Source organism: Ruegeria sp. AD2(2025) (assembly GCF_056542385.1).
The window spans coordinates 130,239-149,030 of record NZ_JBQFZS010000011.1 but is presented as its reverse complement, the minus strand read 5'-3'; the positions used below and the strand labels follow the sequence as shown (position 1 = coordinate 149,030).

General features: G+C 54.9%; 13 protein-coding genes and 2 pseudogenes. 2 read left to right on the top strand and 13 right to left on the bottom strand.

Annotated elements, in window-relative coordinates; all coding sequences use genetic code 11:
- Positions 1–349 precede the first annotated feature (349 nt).
- Positions 350–469: pseudogene (locus ACR1XV_RS18685) on the bottom strand (hypothetical protein); the annotation flags it as partial.
- 10 nt (positions 470–479) lie between these two features.
- Positions 480–1,568, bottom strand: a complete 1,089-nt coding sequence (locus ACR1XV_RS18680) for a Hint domain-containing protein (RefSeq protein WP_480534121.1) — start codon at positions 1,566–1,568, stop codon at positions 480–482.
- Positions 1,569–3,190: 1,622 nt separating this feature from the next.
- Between ACR1XV_RS18680 and ACR1XV_RS18675 the strand changes: the two genes are divergently transcribed.
- Together ACR1XV_RS18675 and ACR1XV_RS18670 are read left to right on the top strand one after the other, a co-directional pair.
- Positions 3,191–4,219 carry an AraC family transcriptional regulator gene (locus ACR1XV_RS18675; RefSeq protein ID WP_480534119.1) on the top strand — a complete coding sequence of 343 codons (1,029 nt, stop codon included), beginning with the start codon at positions 3,191–3,193 and terminating at the stop codon, positions 4,217–4,219.
- 155 nt (positions 4,220–4,374) lie between these two features.
- Positions 4,375–5,720: pseudogene (locus tag ACR1XV_RS18670) on the top strand (ISKra4 family transposase).
- A gap of 58 nt (positions 5,721–5,778) precedes the next feature.
- Here the strand turns inward: ACR1XV_RS18670 and ACR1XV_RS18665 are convergent.
- From ACR1XV_RS18665 to ACR1XV_RS18615, 11 genes are all read right to left on the bottom strand, one after another.
- Positions 5,779–6,186, bottom strand: a complete 408-nt coding sequence (locus ACR1XV_RS18665) for a universal stress protein (protein WP_480534117.1) — start codon at positions 6,184–6,186, stop codon at positions 5,779–5,781.
- Positions 6,187–6,255: 69 nt separating this feature from the next.
- Positions 6,256–8,037 carry a thiamine pyrophosphate-binding protein gene (locus tag ACR1XV_RS18660; RefSeq protein WP_480534115.1) on the bottom strand — a complete coding sequence of 594 codons (1,782 nt, stop codon included), beginning with the start codon at positions 8,035–8,037 and terminating at the stop codon, positions 6,256–6,258.
- Entirely contained in the window at positions 8,037–9,446 is a 1,410-nt protein-coding gene (locus ACR1XV_RS18655) for an aldehyde dehydrogenase family protein (RefSeq protein WP_480534113.1), read from the bottom strand. The genes ACR1XV_RS18660 and ACR1XV_RS18655 overlap by 1 nt, the downstream gene beginning before the upstream one ends.
- Positions 9,427–10,338: a sugar phosphate isomerase/epimerase family protein gene (locus ACR1XV_RS18650; RefSeq protein ID WP_480534112.1), complete on the bottom strand. Its 912-nt coding sequence runs from the start codon at positions 10,336–10,338 to the stop codon at positions 9,427–9,429. The genes ACR1XV_RS18655 and ACR1XV_RS18650 overlap by 20 nt, the downstream gene beginning before the upstream one ends.
- An 864-nt stretch (positions 10,339–11,202) precedes the next feature.
- Positions 11,203–12,393 (bottom strand): Gfo/Idh/MocA family protein, encoded by a 1,191-nt coding sequence (locus tag ACR1XV_RS18645; protein ID WP_480534110.1) that lies wholly within the window; start codon positions 12,391–12,393, stop codon positions 11,203–11,205.
- Positions 12,386–13,060 (bottom strand): hypothetical protein, encoded by a 675-nt coding sequence (locus ACR1XV_RS18640; RefSeq protein WP_480534108.1) that lies wholly within the window; start codon positions 13,058–13,060, stop codon positions 12,386–12,388. The genes ACR1XV_RS18645 and ACR1XV_RS18640 overlap by 8 nt, the downstream gene beginning before the upstream one ends.
- Complete coding sequence (locus ACR1XV_RS18635) at positions 13,050–14,237, bottom strand: Gfo/Idh/MocA family protein (protein WP_480534106.1); 1,188 nt, start codon at positions 14,235–14,237, stop codon at positions 13,050–13,052. The genes ACR1XV_RS18640 and ACR1XV_RS18635 overlap by 11 nt, the downstream gene beginning before the upstream one ends.
- Positions 14,227–15,042: a citryl-CoA lyase gene (locus tag ACR1XV_RS18630; RefSeq protein WP_480534104.1), complete on the bottom strand. Its 816-nt coding sequence runs from the start codon at positions 15,040–15,042 to the stop codon at positions 14,227–14,229. The genes ACR1XV_RS18635 and ACR1XV_RS18630 overlap by 11 nt, the downstream gene beginning before the upstream one ends.
- Positions 15,039–16,922 (bottom strand): bifunctional sugar phosphate isomerase/epimerase/4-hydroxyphenylpyruvate dioxygenase family protein, encoded by a 1,884-nt coding sequence (locus ACR1XV_RS18625; RefSeq protein ID WP_480534102.1) that lies wholly within the window; start codon positions 16,920–16,922, stop codon positions 15,039–15,041. Before ACR1XV_RS18625 ends, ACR1XV_RS18630 begins: the two co-directional genes overlap by 4 nt.
- Complete coding sequence (locus ACR1XV_RS18620) at positions 16,922–18,217, bottom strand: TRAP transporter large permease (protein ID WP_480534100.1); 1,296 nt, start codon at positions 18,215–18,217, stop codon at positions 16,922–16,924. The genes ACR1XV_RS18625 and ACR1XV_RS18620 overlap by 1 nt, the downstream gene beginning before the upstream one ends.
- Complete coding sequence (locus ACR1XV_RS18615) at positions 18,214–18,774, bottom strand: TRAP transporter small permease (protein WP_480534098.1); 561 nt, start codon at positions 18,772–18,774, stop codon at positions 18,214–18,216. Before ACR1XV_RS18615 ends, ACR1XV_RS18620 begins: the two co-directional genes overlap by 4 nt.
- Positions 18,775–18,792 lie beyond the last annotated feature (18 nt).

The following is an 18,792-nucleotide window of genomic DNA, read 5'->3' as shown; positions in this document are numbered from 1 at the left end:
CGCCCGCCAGCACCCGAAACCATCATCCCGATGGATCACAGGCCGATGATGCACTAACAATCAATTTGGACCAGTCAGATGAGGCTGCTCACCAAGGCGCTCGGTTTCACTAAGAAGACTGTCCAGTGTGCGATCTCTGAACTCAATTGGAAGTGGTTTGAGATAACACACGGGAACGGCCTAACGCATTCGACTGAGTATGTGCCTACCAAGAGAACTTACGCGACAGCTCAAAGAATACGCGAAACCCAAGAGGCTGGAAAGCAGGACAATATCGTCACCCTTCGACAGAAGGGTCGAAGACAAGACTGTCCCGAAAGGGGGATAGCCCCTTCATTGTTATCAATACTCAGACACCAACCGGATGCCGTGTTCCGCGTGCCACCACTCGCTTCCAGTCGAGCCCTTCAAAAAGGGCCTCAAACTGTGACTTGGTCATGGTCATCACCCCGTCACTGACGCGAGGCCATTCAAAGCTCTTAGGCGAGTAGAGGTTTGTTGTTCTTCAAATGTCGCGCGACGAGCTTTTTTTGCTGTCTACCACATGGGATGTATCGAGCGGGTTCCATCGGATTAGACAGTTCCCTAGATTCTGGAAAAATCAACATAATTTCTTCCTGTGCCTCGGGGCCTAATCCTTTCAAAACCTCCGGACCGGTAAACAGGCTTTCGCTTGGTGCACCTTCAGCGTAAATGATCTCATGTTGGTCAAGGAGAAGGTGATAATACGCCACCTGATTGACGGTTTCATCTAAGAATATATCTGGCAATTCGGTCAGTTTAATCGCTGGAACCAGAACTTCTGTTTCTCCAAACATACGTCCAGCGATCTTTGACTGCACCATCATTCGATGCTGGCGCGAAACGAGTAGATCGCGTTTCGGTAGCCCAAGCCCCAGGGCTCCCGCTGAGATACGGACCGGGCAAAGCTTAGCGTTTTCGAGTAGCGCGCTGAAACTAAACTCACGACGACCAATCCAACGTATTTGGGCCAGTAACCCCTCGGCAGTAAGAACCGTGTCTCCTGAGTTTAGCTCACAGATCGAAACTTCACCTCGATTTGTTAGTATTCTAGTGCCGCCCGTGAAGCAGGTGACAAAATCCGTAGCATCGATGGGCAGCTGACCTGAAGAGCCGGGGCCTTCAGCCGCTGAAATGACTTCCAAAGCAATGCCGCGTGGCGGGAAATCACCTACGAACGCCAACCCTTCAATTGTACCAAATGCAGGTGCCGAGTTAATAATGTTGACGCCGATAATCTGATAGGTCTCTCCGGTGTTGTTGTCACGCAGGGTGAACTGGAACTCAGCCTCTATGCGAGTGTTATCCGCATACGCAATACCATCCAGAGATTGTGCGCCGTCTAACCGCTGATTGCCATCATTGTCGTCAAAACTGGTGTCAGTCCCACCGTCTGAGATATTGAGAGATGTTAGCGCTCCTGTTCCCAAGGTTATGAATTCACCAACCAGATGAGACCCATCTCCTTGAGTTACCCCATCCAGCCCTACGCCACCTGTAACGGTGATTTGGCTTTCTGGCAGGATTGCAAGTGTGTAGTTCGCCACCCGTTTTCCTCTTGTCGTTCGTCTGGCACGGTAGAACTTAAGGCAAGCGGGTCATGTATTCAGTTCCTCGCTCGCATCATTCTTCCCACTCCCAGTTCACGCCGTTTTCCGCAGCTCTCCTTGTAGAAGTTCATGCATGATGCCTCGCAATTGGGCTATCGTTGCAAACCGGGATTGTAATCCGCTGTAGGAAATAATCATCACAATTCCCAACTAATCATTTGCGTTTTCATTTCTTAGAAATGATCTAACCATTTGATTCGAATTGGAAATAGAGAACTTACCCAATTCGCAAATCTTTCTTTCTTGCTGTGGGGGCAGTCTTTTTCGAATTCTGTCCATTAGGATAAAAATTTGAAGTTTTTTTCGAAAGCAAATAGGAGATAGGTAATTGCTGCGCTCATAATCACCGCTTTGATGAAGAGTCGGAAAACCGATACTTTTTGCCCTTTGCCAATTTCGTTGGGGTGTCGTATCCCGCATTTCCAGCAGAAAAAATCCTCTCTGGACACCAGATAGGTTCCGCAATTTTTACAAATGCCATGTTCGATGTCGCCACCAGTCGTCACCACGCCTATTTGCGGCTTATAGACTAGTGTTCGAAATAGCCTGCAAGCATTAGTATTCATCTTATTTAGGGTTGTCCTTTGATAACGCAATTTGCTAAGCCTAAGGCATCACATCAGAAGCTCAAACCGCCCACTCCAAAGATTGGTAGTGTTCAGGCGTAAACCTAACGGATAATACCCCCTTTTGGCACCTATACTCGAACGTGCGTCATAGCCAACACAATGTAACACCCAGATAAACCCAAGGCGTATTCGAGTGCTGCTATGACAGCTTTGAAGCAAAAGTCAAATCCTCCATCCTTAAACTTTGAAGTGAGTGAGTGGTGGTCATAGTCTGCTATTAAACGCCGACATTCCGAAACTGGCCATTTCCATCCCTTTGGCAGTATTTTGTTTAGTAGTACTTGAATGATCTCCTTTGGATTAGCGTTGCACCGAATGGAGGGGGTCGGCGGAAGCCACAATTCGGTGCAACGCCGAGATACGCCGAGGCGTATTTTGGTGTGAGTGGTTTGGCTGGTTGGTGGATTCGGATCAAACGACGAAGCCTAATACCATCATTCGCTGTTATTCTCTAACCTTCCCGCTCCTTGTTTCTGTATCTTGCTAGTGTGATAGACCGCATGAGCACAACTTGGCTTGTAACCTAGAGTTTAAACGATTCGCTTACAGAACCGTTATCCGGGATGCGAAGAAAAAGTTTCAATAGCTCCCATAACGCAAGGCAATGAGCGATACGCTTATCCGGTTTGCGAAACACGCTCGCGCAGCTCTCAATGATAGATTTGGGTTTTCTAAATTAAGACTTAGGCTTTTGAAGCCTTTGTTAGATGCCATGGAGAAGCAATTGCAAAACTTCCCCTTTTTTGTTCACGATTTAGTGTCTACCGTCTTGATTTAGATCAAATTTCTGCTTCGGAGAAATTGTACATTCCTAATGTACAACTCGAAGTCCTTCTGGAGTTGCTTGTGCGGCGGATTCAGTCTCCCCTTCGAGTGCTCAGGTCTTTGGATTGCTGGTCAAATCCAGCCGGGCAGCGAAGGGAGCCAAGGATGAATGAGCAGGAACCGCAAGCATATCCGATTGGCGAAAAAAAAATGCCGTTGCGGTGGTCACACACTTTCTTCAACATCGATGATCAGGCGGCCTGTTTGGCTGGATTTGACCAGCAGTATCAACAGATGAGTGCAGGTCTCTTCAAGGGGCATTTTGAAACGATCGATATTGATTCTGAACTTGGCCTCTATTTCGAGACCTTTAACCAAAGAATGGACCAATGGGGAGCGTCGCCTCAGGACCGATACGGGTTTGCTTTTCTTACACACGGAAATTCGGAAAGCATGTTTGGCAGGGTCAGCTTTACAGGTGATCACATATTTATCATGCCACCTGGAGCGCAATTCGACTGCAGGGCAGAAGCCAATACCGGGTTCTGTGTTGTAAGTGTCGATAAAGTGGCGTTTGAGAATGCGCTTGGTGATGCGCTACTAAGAGATGATGTGTGCAGGCGAATTGCGATGTCGACGCAGTTCTTCGTTCATTCTGCCACAACCAAACATCTTCGCGCTTCAGTTGCGTTTCTGGCTCGCCTTACTTCTGAAAAAAATCACAATTCCTTTCCTGGAGTTGTTCAAAGTTCCAAGGGCGCGCTCATCCAGTTCTTGGTTGGGGTCGCATCGGATGCTCATGTCGCCACTTCTCTTTTGGTAAAAGAGACGCTGGACCATCGGGCACGTCTAGCTGGTGTCGTTCAACGAGAATTCCGGAAAAACTTGGGCTTGAACTTTGCGCCTCAGGAAATTGCGGATCGTTTGGGCGTTTCACGAAGATCTCTTGAGAAGATATTCCGTGAGTATTTTCAACAGAGCCCTTTGGAATACAACAAAGCAATCAAGCTCAATAGTTTTAGATCAGCCTTGTTGAAGCCCGAAAACCAAAGTCAAACCATTGGTGATATTGCTGCGCAGTTTGATATCTGGCATCTTGGCTGGCTTTCGAGCGACTATCGAGAGTTCTTTGGTGAACTTCCGTCGGAGACTCGCCGGCGTGTAGGAAAGAACAATGGTAAGCGTTGCATCTGACCCCCCAGGTCAACCCTGATCTGTTTCTTATCCCCAGGCATACCGCCAAAAAAGAGAGACGGCAGCTATGGAGCAATACCCAGGGAGTGGAAAGAATGTGGGGATACCTGAAGATTCTGATCTAATGTCTCGTTGTTTTTGCAGGAGGCATAGCGATGAAATTCAAGATCAGGTTAGAGACTGAGTTTGGTTGGGGCGAGAAGCGATCACACGAGATTTGCACCCTGGAACGCCGGTCGGTTGATGCGTCCGACGAAGACCTTGGACTGTGTCTGGCCGAAGCGAAATCAATATGTAATGGGATCCAGCGCGCGCTGCTGCAGGATCAGGTCGAAGAGATCGGCGAAATCGCTCGAGTCTGCCGTTTTGCGGCACCTATCTACCGGTTCATGACCGCCGCCGACGCCGTATTGACACGCTTTTCGGTCGGGTCATCGTCGTAGGGCCACAGGTTCAAATATGCATGTGTGGTCTCCCGAGAATTCCAACGTTGAAAGTAGCGTACTCTCCTCTGACGCGCCTTTTGCCGGACAGCGCTACGCCAGAGCTTCGACGACTGCAGGCAGAACTGGGAGCGCGCCATAGTTTTCGGGAAGCTGCAAGGCTTCCGAATGAACTGACACCTTGTACTAAACAGAATCACGTAACGATCCGAAACCGAGTCGCGACTATCGCTGATGACCTTTCCTGCAGCGAATTTCTTGTGGCTACAGGAGCCAATCAACGCACTGAGTTATCTGAGATTACGGTATTTCTGGACAGCGCATATGTCCGATCAAGACCGGAGTATCAACGCCGGAACTTGGAAGTCATTGTTGGTTCCATCGAGAGCAAAGGATGCGAGAAACGCCGATTTGGCTTGAGCGTGACTGGTGCGAACAATACGCGCGAACATCTGCGACGAAATCTGGAAGCGGCCGAATGGCGTGATGGCACCACCGTTACGGTTCTGTCTGATGGTGACCCTGCATTGCCCCGATTGGTGAGGGACGCCACAGGTGCGGATGTCAGTCACGTCCTGGACTGGTGGCATGTTTCGATCCGCATCAGACATGTGGAAACGACATTTCGCACTCTATTTTCTTTGCTGGGAGGGGTCGAGGTTCCAGAACTTGAGCCATTGGTACAAAGCCTTCGATGGCGCATATGGCACGGGCAGGCGGATCGGGCACTTGATGCGATTGAAACCCTCGTCAGAACCGGTATGCGTGTGCGCCGCGAAACAATTGGCCGAAAAATTGAAGCGGCCTTTTCTGCGGTCGCACGAGCAATGGAGCTGCGAACCTACCTCGAATACAATCGTGTGGCTCTCGTTGATTATGGTCGCCGGGGTCGAAGCGGGAAGGCAATCTCGACATCGCGAGCAGAAGGGCTGGTCAATGACATCGCGAACGCCCGTATGGGCAAGAAGCGCCGGATGCGTTGGTCCCCGCAAGGCGCGCACCGGGTGACAGCGGTCCTGGATGGAAGGCTTGGCGAAGGTCAACTCCGAGCGGCTTGATCCCCAGGTTGTTTCCACTCCCATCTCAATGTGCTAGCATGCGTCCGCCGCTCGCGCCTTACCGAAGGACCAATACTGCACATGGAGCGCGTCGAACTACGCGTGAGGTTGTCGATCCAAGGAAGTAGTCTTCAATGCCAGGCTTGTGAGAATTGATAACAATCAGATCGGCGTCGGTTTCCGATGCAAGATCGGGAATCGCCACGCCCGGTTTCCCAGAAAGAATCGCAATTTCAAGGCCGCTTTCGCCTTTTGCCAACTCGCGCAAGCGCTTCTTGAGATCTTCGTTAATGTGTTCGGCGGACTTCACCGTTACGTATTCTGCCACGTAGACCGGCGCATCCTCAACGACGGCTACAAGTGTCATCTTGCCCCCCTTGGCGAGCAAAATCCTTGCCGTGGCAATCATCTCCCTGACATCGACCTCATGGTCCAACGCGACAGGGATCAAGATATGGTTGTACATGCGTCGGCTCCTCTTTTGATGCCTGTTCCCGGTGTCCGGTTGAACTCGACGTCGGTCATGCTCGGCACTTTATGTAGCCACGTGGCTGACATCCTTGTCAGGCGAGTATATGTCCAAGATGTTCCAGTGTCCGGTCGTTGGTGTCGGGTTGTTGATCATTGGCACATCGAGCACAGTTGGCTTGCCGCTGGCGATTGCCGCTTCCAATGCGGGCAACAACTCATCAGCGGCGCTTAGCCTATGCCCTTCCGCGCCGTAGGCTCGCGCAATGTCGGCATAGCCCGGTCCGTTTGCTGGTGCGGCGGCTGATCCGGGGAAGGTTGTTCCATAGGTCAGACCGTAATGCGCCTTTTGAAGACCTGCGATGGTGCCGAAGGCGTTGTTGTTCATCACCAGCCAGATGATGCCCAGATCAAGTTCAACGGCAGTCGCCAGCATCGAGGGGTTCTGACCGAAACCACCATCGCCAACCAGGCTGATCACCACACGATCGGGTGCTGCCAGTTTTGCTCCAATCGCGCCCGGAGGGCCAAAGCCCATCGTGGCGAACCCACCCGGCGTCAGGATAGAACCTGGCGTCAGAATATCGAACTGCTGCCCGACGCCGTTCTTATTCCACCCAACGTCCGTGGTGATGATGGCATCCTCGGGCAGTGCCTTGCGGGTATCTGCCAGAATACGCTCGGGCATCATCGGAAAGGCCGGCGAGGTCGCCATTTCCACGTTGCGCGCTTTGAATTCTGCCCGGAAATCCGCGATCTGCTGTTCCAGCGCGGGGCGGTTGAAACCGTTCGGATGCAACTCGCGGGCAACCCGGTTGAGAACGCGCAATGCGGCCTTGGCGTCCGCAACGACTCCGATCTCGGTGGGATAGTTCCGACCGATCTCCTGCGGCTCAATGTCGATATGAATGACCTTCGATCCGGGAATGTTGAACGTGTAGCCAGGGTACCAACTTGAACAATCAGCCTCTTTGAACCGAGTGCCCACGGCAAAGATGTAGTCCGCATTCAGGCAGGACTGGTTGACCAGTTCGGTGCCCCAAAACCCGGTCATGCCCAGCACAAGCGGATGGTCGTCCCGCAGCGCGCCTTTACCCATCAGGGAATGTGCGACCGGCAGGCCCATATGTTCAACAAATTCTCGCAACTCCTCGCTGGCCTGTGCCAGAAGAATACCACCTCCGACATAAGCGACTGGGTTTTCGGCTTTAGCCAACGCTTCGACAATCTCTCCCGCTGTCTCGTCGTCAATCGACGGTTTCTTGAGCGCCCGCGTGTTGTCGCGGATACGATCGAAACTGTCCGAAGGGATCACCTCTGAAAAGATGTCCATGGGGACATTGACCAGTACCGGCCCGGGTTGGCCGCTTTCAGCCAGATGGAACGCCTTTTCCAGAATCTCGGCCATTAAATCTGCCCGGTCCACCCGCCAAGCGCGTTTGACAAATGGGCGATATATCTCCCACTGGGCAGCGTCCGCGTGCAGGTTCACCTCCTGATGCGGATGTTTGCCGTAGAAATGCGTGGGAATGTCGCCCGCGATCACCACCATGGGGATGCAGTCCAGCGCAGCATTTGCGACCCCAGTGGCGCAATTGGTTAGCCCCGGGGAGAGGTGTGACAAGACCACCGAGGCCGTGCCAGTCACGCGGGCATAAGCATCAGCCGCATGGCTGGCGATTTGCTCATGCCGCACGGTGACGAAATCGATGGGACTTTCCGCCAGCGCGGCCAGAACCGCGATGTTCGTGTGCCCGCATAGGCCAAATACATGCTTGACCTCACGGCGTTCGAGGAAGTCGACGATGTGCTCGGCAACGGTTTTGCCTTCCAGTTTTGCTCCGTCCATCACGCGACCTCCTGTCCGTAAAACTCACCGAACAGGTCCGGCTCCGAGGGGCGATCCTCGGGGATCGGGCGGCTGACCCAGGTGTAGTTCATCATGTGTTTCATGGTGACATTTTCATTGGTGATGTTGCCACCCCAGATGCCGCAGCCCAGGCTGCTGGTCATAGGCATGCCATTGGTCCAGGCACCTGCGTTGGCCTTGGACTGAGGCTGTCGAACCATCATGCGACTGACCGGAGCCAGGCGCGCCAACCGGTCGATGTGATCGTCATTGTGACTGTAGATGCCGCAGGAATGGCCCTTGCCCCCGGTGTTGTAAATCTGGCTGACCGTTTCCAGCGCATCATCGAATGTGTCGAAGTGATATAGCGCCATCAGCGTGGTCAGTTTTTCCTTGGAGAACTTGTGCTGCGGCCCGATTTGCCCCTGATTTTCGACCATCAGGAACTTGCGATCTTCAGGGATCGAGAAACCGGCGACCTTGGCCGTTTGCTGAGGCGGACAGGCGATAGTCGGGAAGGTACGGTTGCCCTTCTCATCCCACATGGCCGCTTCGAGCATGGCCTTCTCTTCGTCAGAACACAGGTATCCGCCTTCGGCCTTCAGCGCCTTGATCATATCGTCATAAACCGAGCGCTGGATGATGATATTGCCATCTGCAGAGCAGCCAGACCCAAAGTCGGACGTCTTTGAAATTCGTGTATTCTGAGCGGCGATGTCCAAGTCGGCTGTCTCATCGATGACGATGGACGAATTGCCTGCACCGACACCATAGGCTGGACGCCCTGAACTATAGGCCGCTTTAACCATGGGCTTGCCACCCGTCGCCAGCGTCAGGTCACAAATCTCCATCAGATGCTGCGTCAATGGGATCGACGGCTTGCGAATGGATTGAAACAAATCCTCGGGGGCTCCGGCGGCACGACAAGCTGCACGCATGACCTCGACCATTTCATAGGTGGTATGGGCGGTTCGCGGGTGCGGGCTGAAGATGACCGCGTTCCGGGCGTTCGCGGCGGAGACACCGGTCACCGGTGGTGTCATCGCTGGATTGGTCATGGGGATCAGAGACGCGATCACACCGGCAGGTTTGGCATATTTCACCAGACCCTTTTCTTCATCCACCTCGACGATACCGGTCGACGGCGTGCGCAGAACATCACGCAATACCATGTGAATCTTGAATCGCTTCGCGGGACGCCCTTCGCGATCTCCGATGCCGCTTTCGTCCACGCCTTGCTGGGCCAGACGCGTAAAAGTTTTCTCGTTCCCTGCGTACCACGCAATGGCCTGAGACAGGCGGTCCAGCCTGTCCTGATCCCAATCCTCGATCTCGGCCATGGCGGCGCGGGCGCGTTCCAGCATATCGGCCGCCATATTGCGGTCGTTTTCAGTGAGCTCTTTGCCCATGATAATCCTCTTGGTGTTTTAGAATTGCTGCATCGGGCATACGACGCTGAGATCGCGCTTCGCCGAATGTTCGCTTGGCGTGGCTGAGACAGCGACGCGCGTGTTCTTCATATCCCAACTCGGCAACGCGGCTTTGGTTGGGCAGTTCAATGGAGTAGTCGACGGGCGGCATCCGTTCGATGATGCCGGTGAAGTCAATCCAGCCTTCGCCGGGATAGAGGCGCGCATCACGGGCCAATTGGATCATGCCCTCGCGCGTGTCGGCGATGCCGGGCAGACAATCAGAGATATGTAGGAAGTGAAACAGGTCCGAAGGGACGTGCAAGAGCTCTCCGAGATCCACACGGCTGAGATGCAGGTAGAGCGTATCGACCAGAATACCGCCATTCGGTTGATCTGCGGCACGGACGATATCCAGCGCCTCGTCCAAAGTGCGCAAGCGCGAGAAGCTTGGAAACTCCAAGTCCACCGTCAGCCCATAGGGCGCCGCCAGTTCGCAGGTTTCAGAATAGACGTCGATCAGGAAGTCACGATCATCGCGGGTGTTGGTCCAAGCGCTCATGATCATGCGTTTGGCGCCCAGTTCCCCACCGATCTCAAGAGAAGGCTCAAAACTGCGCGGATCGACATCTTCGGTGATGCGCGCAAGCTCGACATCGAGGACTTTCAAGCCGGTCGTGGAAAGCGCTGTTTTGGTGGCCTGCACTTGCGCCTTGTCGATCGGGGATTGAGTGAATTCTCCGGGCACATGCATCGGAATGAACCGCGGGCTGACGGCGTCGTAACCTGCCCGGGCGGCGATATAGACCAGCTCGGGCGGCGTACAGCCGATCAGCGTCAGATGCGCCAAGGAATAGAGTGGTTCATCGGTGTGGTTATGCAATGATGTCATATACTGCACTTTCCGACTCAGATGTTGCATGCCTTGCCGTATGATTTAACAAATATCCGATATTAAGTAAATCATCAATTGAATACCGTTTGCGTGCCGTGAACTCGACCAATTAGCCAACTACCTTGCAATTGAACGGTTTTCCCTCAGTGGTTGCCGGGCTAATTCAGAAATATGCTGCGCCGTTCACGCCAAGCATTCGTTCTGACCATAGGCGCTCCAACTGAAATCGAACTGCTGCAACCTGCCTGATTGCATGCGCAAAGGAAATTTGGCGGTGTCGACCTCGCCAACATCTGTGGATCCGGGATCGACCAGCACCGAGCCCGCGACAAAAACCTCGGCCGTCACCTCGGCACAGATCTATCGCATGAGGTCATAGACAAGGCTGCCCTTTTCGGCAAAGAGGCCAGCGGAGGTCTTGATTAACGCCGGTGTTGACGACTGTGCAGTACGGGGTACGATGTTCAGCGTCTTGGGGATTCCGATTTCGTCTGCGGTAACAGTAGATTAATGGCGATAGATTGTAGGTCGAAACGCCGGTTGAATACCATGGCCGCGGTGACGTCACGTTCTTCCGCCTCGGCTGCGATAGCCCCAAGGGGTGGCAGATCGAAGGCAAGCATCTTCTCGCAGTAAACAAGCCCAAATGTACGAGCCAGTCACATCGCCGTGAGACGCTGTCGGCGTAGCTATCAACGCCCTGATCGGAGGAGGTGAAGGAATTCGCGTTTTCCAAGTCGGCTAGTCAGGCGGCGACCATATGATCAACGTCGCAGACATCGACAAGCCCTTCCTAGAAGTTCCGACCGTTTTTTCGGTGGGAAGATAGACGATTGCCCCCGCGCCAAAATCAGCCTGACATCAGACTTTAACCCAGACCCCACCCTTTTCGTTCGACCTTACAGCCGCTTCGATGAAACGTACACCTGCCGCGCCATCGTGTACCTCGGGCATCTCAATCCATCCATTGGGCAGGTCACGTCCATCCCGGCGCGCAGCCACCGCCATGGCAAACTCCGTATAGAGGTTGGCCCAGGCTTCGATAATCCCTTCGGGGAAGCCGCGCGCGGTACGGATCAGTCGTTCTGCACTGGGGCCGATGCCATGCCCGTGACCTCGGCTGATGATACGATCTGGCTCGCCGAACCTATTGAACTTCAGCTGCTCCGAATTCTCCAAGTCCCACTCGAGACCTCCTTCGCTCCCGAATATCCGCAACCGCAATCCGCCCCGGTTTCCGGGGGCAAGGCGCGTTGCCATCAAGGTTCCCGGAACTTCATTTTGGTAGCGGGTGAACATGAACACCGTGTCTTCCAAAGGCTTTGGCGCGCCGCAAACATGGAGCTCGGCCCTCAGGTCGGTCATCGGCAAGCCCGAGACAAAACTTGCGAGATGCGCGGCATGGGTGCCGATATCGCCGACACAGCTGGTCGGGCCAGAAATCTCTGGGTCCAGCCGCCATTTGACGTGGGGCGCATCAGCCACATCATCGGGCGTCATCCAGTCTTGCATAAACTCAACATGGATCTGGTTGATGTTGCCGATACCGCCATCGGCCACGATCTGTTTCGCTTGCCGGATCACCGGAAAGCACGACATCGCATAACCGACGGCAAAGACCTGCCCGGTGCGCGCGGTGATCTTCTCAAGCCCCTCAGCCTCGGCGACTTCGTTGGTCAGGGGCTTGTCGCACAGCACGTCAATGCCCGCCTCCAGAAACGCTTTGGAAGCTTCAAAATGAACGTGGTTCGGGGTGGTGATCATGACGGCATCTACGCCATCCGGGCGCGCTGCCTCAGCCTGCGCCATCACGTCGAACGACACATAGCACCGGTCTGCCGGCAGGAACCACTCGGCTCCGCGCGCCTTGCTGCGCGCGGCGTCAGAACTGAGCGCGCCTGCGGCGACCTCCCACCGATCGGTCATCCGCGCAGCCGTTGCTTGCGTGACAGAGATCCGCCCTCCGCCAACAACGCCCAGCCGCAAACGGCGCGACAACCGGGGGAAAGAACCGTTAAAATTCAGGTTATTGGGTAGAAGTCTCTCAGCCATTCTGAACCTCCATTTCCGGGACCCCTACGCCTTCCGGCAGTATTTCCACAGCCATGAAGATACTGGGGGTAATGGTCTCGTATTGATGCCAGGGATAGTTGCCTTTGGCGTCATACATCGGTTTGTGCGTCGTGCCGGGGGCCATGAATTCTTCGAGATAAAGGGTCGCGACGTCCCGTTCGCGGCATTGCTGCATTTTGCCAAAGCCTACGATTTGCGTATGCACTTCGCGGAACCCCGGTACTGGGCAGAATGGATGATCCTTGTGCAATCCAACATTCAACGGAACCGAGCCGGAATGGTACATGGTCAGTCCAACGTTACCGACGAAGACCTTTGGCGACATATAGTGGCTGACACCGCGCAGACGCTCCTCATGGCGGATATCAAAAGCAGATGGCCACGTATCTTTCACCCGCTCAAACAACTCGTTGTCATCGGCATGGGCGTCGAAATCGTGGACAATTACTGCGCGTTCCACACCTTTGAGCGCGCTATCTTGCACGATAACGGAGGAAAGCGGTGCAACGGTCTGATCCTCGACAGAGAGATTTCGCCCCCCAAGGTTAAGGACGATGGTGCGGCCCTCGATAGAAATTCTGTGCTCGTCAGTGATGTGCTGGACGCGAAAGAATGGCTGAGCAAAGTCGAGTGTATCAATCGGCATGAACCAATTCCTTCCTCTCATCGTCAAGGAATTCGACCGGCAAAGGCTCCGGAGCCGCGCAACGGCTTTCTATCGTCTGATAGGCGCCAAATTTCGGCGCCCGTTCAATTGCGTCCATGACCTCGAAAACGTGGTAGGCAAGCGCTCCACTTGCACGGGGTTGGCGTCCTTCCTGTGCGGCGAGAGCAAGGTCCAAAAGACCAATGCCGCGGCTGTCTTCGTTGAACCCGTGTTTGTTTTCGACCACCTGCCAGTCTTCGCGACCGGTTGGACGAGGCTTATGAGACCAGCGCGAGGTCTCCCGCGTTTTCAGCCAGACATCCCCTTGAAAGATATTGGCACCATGAACCGGGTCAGGGTCAGGGATGCTGATGGTTCCGTTTTCACCATAGATCTCGAACCGTGGGGTTTCGCTGTCCCAGACGTCGAAACTCATGGTCATCGACCCGATTGCGCCGGATGAGAACTGCAATAGGCTAAGCGAATGCGTGTCGACCTCGACGTCCATCCATTCCCCGTTTCGGGGACCGTTCTCGATCATCCGCTTGTCGAACGTGCGCCGAGCCATTCCTGCAACGCGATCAACCGGACCAAGACAACAGACCATCGCCGTCAGGTAATATGGCCCAAGGTCCAGCAATGGCCCACCCCCGGTCTGATAGTAGAAATCCGGATTGGGATGATGGCGTTCGGTCCCGTGGGTTCCGACATGGGCAAATACCCCAGTTGGTTTCCCGATTGCGCCTTCATCGATCAAATGTCGAACTGTTTGCCAACGACCGCCCAGAAACGTGTCGGGCGCGCAACCGACCAGCAGCCCCTTTTCAGCGGCCGCGTACAGGATCGCCTTGCCATCCGTCCGGTTCATGACCAGCGGTTTTTCCGAATAGACGTGCTTGCCCGCCTCCAAGGCGCGCAGGCTGATGTCGGCATGGGCTGCCGGGATCGTCAGGTTCAGAACGCAGTCAATCGTAGGATCATCGAACACCTCATCCGGTGTGCAGGCCTTGGAGATGCCGTATTGATCCGCCTTGGCGCGGCTTTCTAATGGATCGAGGCTCGCGCAAGCCACGACCTCGACGTTTGAGAATTTGGATAGTGTTTTTAGATAGATATCGCTGATACGACCACAGCCTATAAGGCCGACCCGGAAGGATTTCGATGTCTCACGTGTCATCATTCCTGTCTTCGTAGAGGGGTAAGTAATTCGGGGGCATCGGCCCTTTGTTCCGCCCCCCCTGGTTCATCTGCTCCCAAGCGTGTGCAAGTATTCCAACCGAGCGGGACAGGCAAAACAGCCCCCGCGACAAGGGCGCAGGAAAGCCAAGCTCGCAGAAGATCACAGCTGTCGCGCCATCGATATTCATGGCAATTGGCCGACCGCCTCGTTGACGACCGAGTTCGGCCTGAACCTCTTCTCCGATATCGGCAAACCGGCCAGAAACTGTGCCTTCTGCCGCCGCATCTCGAACAAGTTGCATCAATCGTGGTGCGCGTGGATCGACGGGCTTGTGAAACCTGTGACCAAAGCCCGATACGATCTTGCCATAGGTCTCGCGCCAGCTGTCCAAACCATCCCGAACAGCGTCATTCAGCGAAGCTCCCGCATCCATGCGGACCGCGATATCATAGTAAAGCTCTGCACACTGCTCGCCTGCCCCGCCGTGCACGTCGCCCAGCATGTTCACCGCAGTCGCCATCGCATTATTGAGACCTACACCGCAGGTGGCGGCCATACGAGCAGCCGCGATTGAGGGAGCTTGCGGGCCGTGATCAACGCCCGCGACCAAAGCGGCCTCGAACAGGCGCGCTTGTGCGTCGCTGGGCAGATCGCCCCGCACCATCAGCCAGATCATCTGCGGGAAAGATACGTTCCCGATCAGATCCTCAATGGGATGGCCACGAAACGCGATCTGTCCGGGTTTCATGTCGACGATGGAGGTACGCCACCAGTGGCGGATCGCATCCGTGTCTTCGTTCATAAAGCCTGTCTTTCCTGTAGATGGTGCATTTGCGCGGCGAGGCGAATGGGTGCGTTGCGCGCACCGTATCCTTGGTATCCGCCCTTCCGCTGGACGATTTCGAAAAAGAACCCGCGAAAAATCGGGGCACTGTAGATCTGAAAATACTCCGCGCCGCCGACACGGTCGTAAAGAATGTGCCCGGAGCGAAGCTGGTCGATCAGATCGGATTCCAGCGGGAAGGTTACAGCCAGATTATCATAGTAATTGCCCGGCATCTCCAACCGCTGGAACCCCGCAGCGCGCAAATGTGCAGAGGTCTCGAAAATATCGTCAGTCAGAAACGCGATATGCTGCACGCCCGCACCAATCTGGTCGGCCAGAAACGCTCCGGCGAAAGTGCGCCGTTCACCTGCCCCGTTGAGGTTGAGCCGAACTTCGCCTTCGGGACTGGCCAGCGCCTGGCTGAGGATGATACCCGAAGGGTCCGCCACATCGACAACTGGCGCCTTCTCCATCTCGAATGTTGAGGTGTAGTAGGTCAGCCAGCTTTGCATTTCCTGATAGCGCATGGTCTGGGCTATATGGTCGATCCGTCGCAGACCCGCAGGCGGGATCGCCTCGGTCTTGGGCACGGCATCGAACTCTATGTCCCAGACCCGGTGCAGATCGGATTTTTCGTCTATGAAGTGCACAACGCTTCCTCCGACCCCCTTGATCGCTGGAATGTCTAATTCACCGGTTCCGACCGGCTGCGAAAATTCGGGCGCGCCTAGACGGGTGGCGCGTTCGACTGTCTGGGCCGCATCACTGACGCGGAGGCCCATGTCGCAGACCGAGGGCCCGTGTTCGGCAAAGGCATCTGCAGCAAAGCCTGTTACCTCAGCGTTGATGACCAGATTGATCGCACCTTGACGCCACAACTCGACCGATTTCGAAACGTGCTGACGCTCCTTGCGAAAGCAAAGGCTGCCAAGCATATCGGTCAGTGTAGCGTGGGAACCGGCGTCGGTCGCGAATTCCACAAATTCGATCCCTTTGGGATAGACCGGAGGTGGCAGGTTGGGCAGAGGCGGTACTAGTGACGGCTCGCTTTGTGCAGCTCCGTCCAAGAGCGAAACCAGTGCCCGGAACCCATCGCGAGCATAGGTTTTGCGGCTGCCCTGTGCAGTATCGCTGACCCGGGCCAGCGACCAAGGCCCGTCATATCCCGACCGGGCGATCACCCGCACAAACCCATCTAGGTTCAGGCCGCCTTGCCCCGGCAACCGGCCGAAATGGCTTTTTAGGCGCGAAATGTCAAAATTCAGTATCGGCGCGTCGGATAGTTGAACATGAAATAACCGCTGCCCGGGAATATCGCGTAAACGTGCGGGCCGGGAACCGTCCGCCAGCGAGAAGAAAGAGTTGAGCGCCAGCCCCAGATGCGGAGAATCGACGGCTTCCACCAACCGCAAAGCCTCTGCCTCGCTTTTGACATGCTGCGCCCAAGGCAGCGCGAGCAACGCGGCTCGGCAGCCTGCCTGTCCGACCCTTTCGGCGAGCGCGGTAAGATCGGCGCAAGTTGCGCCTACATCACCGCTGGCAGACGGGTGTGTCGACGTGCCGACCAAAAGTGTCTTAGCACCTAGCGCGCTCATCAGGTCTAGCTTTTGATCCAGCCGAGCGAAGGCAAGTTCGCGGGCGGAGCCGATAAGCCCTTCGAAATCGTGAAATGGTTGGAAAACCTCGACAGCTAGACCGAGAGCTTTGGCCCGCCTGCCAATTTCGGTGACATTGGCGGCTGAACCGGTGAGGTCAGGCTCGTATAGCTCAATCCCACTAAAACCGGTCCTGGCGATCTCTTCAAGTTTTTGAAAGAGATCGCCAGGAACTGATGTCGTGGCGACGCAAAGCCGCATTAGCCCTGATACCCTAGGAGTCTCGGCAGCCAGAGGATAATGTCGGGCATTAGCATCATCGCAATTAGCGCTATAATCAGCACCGCCAAGAAGGCCCAGACCTCGGAAATGATCTCGCGCAGCGGAATATCTGTCACGGCATTGATCACGAATAGCAGGATGCCATAGGGTGGCGTGATCAATCCGATCATCGAGTTCACGACGACCAATACACCGAAGTGCACAAGGTCGATACCCAACGCTTCACAGGTAGGGATGAAGAGCGGAACGATCACGAGGATAATTGTGGTCGCATCCAGCACACACCCCAGAACCAGGATCAGGATATTCACGAGGACCAAGAACAGAAGCGGATGAACATCGGCCCCTTCCAGCAGGGCCGAGATCGACTGTGGAATCTGTTCCTGTATCACGATGAAATTCAGGATAAACGCGCCGCCAATAACAATTCCGACTGAGGCCGATGAACGCGCGCTTTCGACGAAGACTTGATACAGCTTGCCCAGCGAGATTGCTCGGTAGAACATCGCCGCCAACGATAACGCATAGAAAGCGGCCACGGCAGCGGCTTCCGTCGGGGTCGTGACCCCACCGTAAATCCCGTAAAGCAGGATCGCCGGCATCAGCAGAGCCGGAAACGCGTTGGCCGTTTTCGCTGGCAGTAATCTTAGCGGCACCGGCTCTTCCAGAGCGAAGTTGCGCTTTTTCGCCAGATAAGTGTTCATTGCCATCAGAACCGCACCCATGATCAGCCCCGGCAGGATCCCGGCCAGGAATAGAGAGCCGATCGACGCCTTGGAGACCAGCGCATAAAGAACCATCGGAATCGAAGGCGGAATGATTGGTCCAATTGTGGCAGAGGCTGCGGTGATCGCGGCGGCGTATCCGCGTGGATAGCGACCGTCCTTGGTCATCATTTCGATGATGATCTTGCCAATCCCCGCCGCATCAGCGACCGCCGACCCGGACATGCCGGAAAAGATTAGCGATGCAACCACGTTGACGTGCCCAAGACCGCCTTTGAACCGTCCGACGGCCGCCACGCAAAAGTTCAATAGGCGGTCGGTGATCGAGCCCGCATTCATGATGTTGGCGGCAACGATAAACAAAGGCACGGCAAGCAGGATCGTACTTTTGTAAAAGCCCTGCAGGATTTTTTCACCTGCCAGCGCGACGTCCAGTCCGGCGACAGCAAGATAGGCGACCGAGGCAAGCAGGATGGAGTAACCAATCGGCGTGCCTATTCCCGCAAGCAGGAACAGGGTTACCAGCAAAGAGAGAAGTTCGATGCTCATTTCTCTTTTCCTTCAGCGGAGTTACCTTCTTCCTCGTGCATCGCTTCAACCACGATTTCGAGTTCAGTCTTGGGCGGACCGTTTTTCGAAATGTCGAAGAACATCCAGGCATAGCGCGCGGCCACGGCCACGATGAAAACGGCATAGATCGAAAAGACATCTCGCATCGGGATCTTGTTGCCGGTAAACGGGTTTTTCACGGTTGTAGTCTTCCGGATCTTCATCCAGTCGATGTAGTCCCAGGTCGGCAACAGTGTATAAAGCATACCGATCACCATCGCGGCGGCCGTAATTAACGCGAAAATCGTTCGTGTGCGGCGGCTCACTGACAGATAGATGATGTCAAAGCGGACATGGTCTGCCTCGCGTACCGTGAAGGCGCAGGCAAAAAAGATCACCCAGACCCACAGAATTCCGATCAGTTCCAGCGTCCAGCCAGCCGGCGTGAAGAAATAGCGTAGAACGATCTGCAGAAGGAAAATTCCGAAGATTGCCGCCAGCATTCCGGCGGCAATCGCTTCTGTTATTCGGGAGAACCCCTTGATTAGCACTTTCATAACATCCTCCCTGTTTTA

Bases quoted from the DNA above. Each gene is read 5' to 3' on its own strand.
- ACR1XV_RS18630 (WP_480534104.1), bottom strand. From the start codon at position 15,042: ATGAACGAAGACACGGATGCGATCCGCCACTGGTGGCGTACCTCCATC.
- ACR1XV_RS18660 (WP_480534115.1), bottom strand. From the start codon at position 8,037: ATGGACGGAGCAAAACTGGAAGGCAAAACCGTTGCCGAGCACATCGTC.
- ACR1XV_RS18675 (WP_480534119.1), top strand. From the start codon at position 3,191: ATGAATGAGCAGGAACCGCAAGCATATCCGATTGGCGAAAAAAAAATG.
- ACR1XV_RS18635 (WP_480534106.1), bottom strand. From the start codon at position 14,237: ATGACACGTGAGACATCGAAATCCTTCCGGGTCGGCCTTATAGGCTGT.
- ACR1XV_RS18650 (WP_480534112.1), bottom strand. From the start codon at position 10,338: ATGACATCATTGCATAACCACACCGATGAACCACTCTATTCCTTGGCG.
- ACR1XV_RS18655 (WP_480534113.1), bottom strand. From the start codon at position 9,446: ATGGGCAAAGAGCTCACTGAAAACGACCGCAATATGGCGGCCGATATG.
- ACR1XV_RS18640 (WP_480534108.1), bottom strand. From the start codon at position 13,060: ATGCCGATTGATACACTCGACTTTGCTCAGCCATTCTTTCGCGTCCAG.
- ACR1XV_RS18615 (WP_480534098.1), bottom strand. From the start codon at position 18,774: ATGAAAGTGCTAATCAAGGGGTTCTCCCGAATAACAGAAGCGATTGCC.
- ACR1XV_RS18665 (WP_480534117.1), bottom strand. From the start codon at position 6,186: ATGTACAACCATATCTTGATCCCTGTCGCGTTGGACCATGAGGTCGAT.
- ACR1XV_RS18645 (WP_480534110.1), bottom strand. From the start codon at position 12,393: ATGGCTGAGAGACTTCTACCCAATAACCTGAATTTTAACGGTTCTTTC.
- ACR1XV_RS18625 (WP_480534102.1), bottom strand. From the start codon at position 16,922: ATGCGGCTTTGCGTCGCCACGACATCAGTTCCTGGCGATCTCTTTCAA.
- ACR1XV_RS18620 (WP_480534100.1), bottom strand. From the start codon at position 18,217: ATGAGCATCGAACTTCTCTCTTTGCTGGTAACCCTGTTCCTGCTTGCG.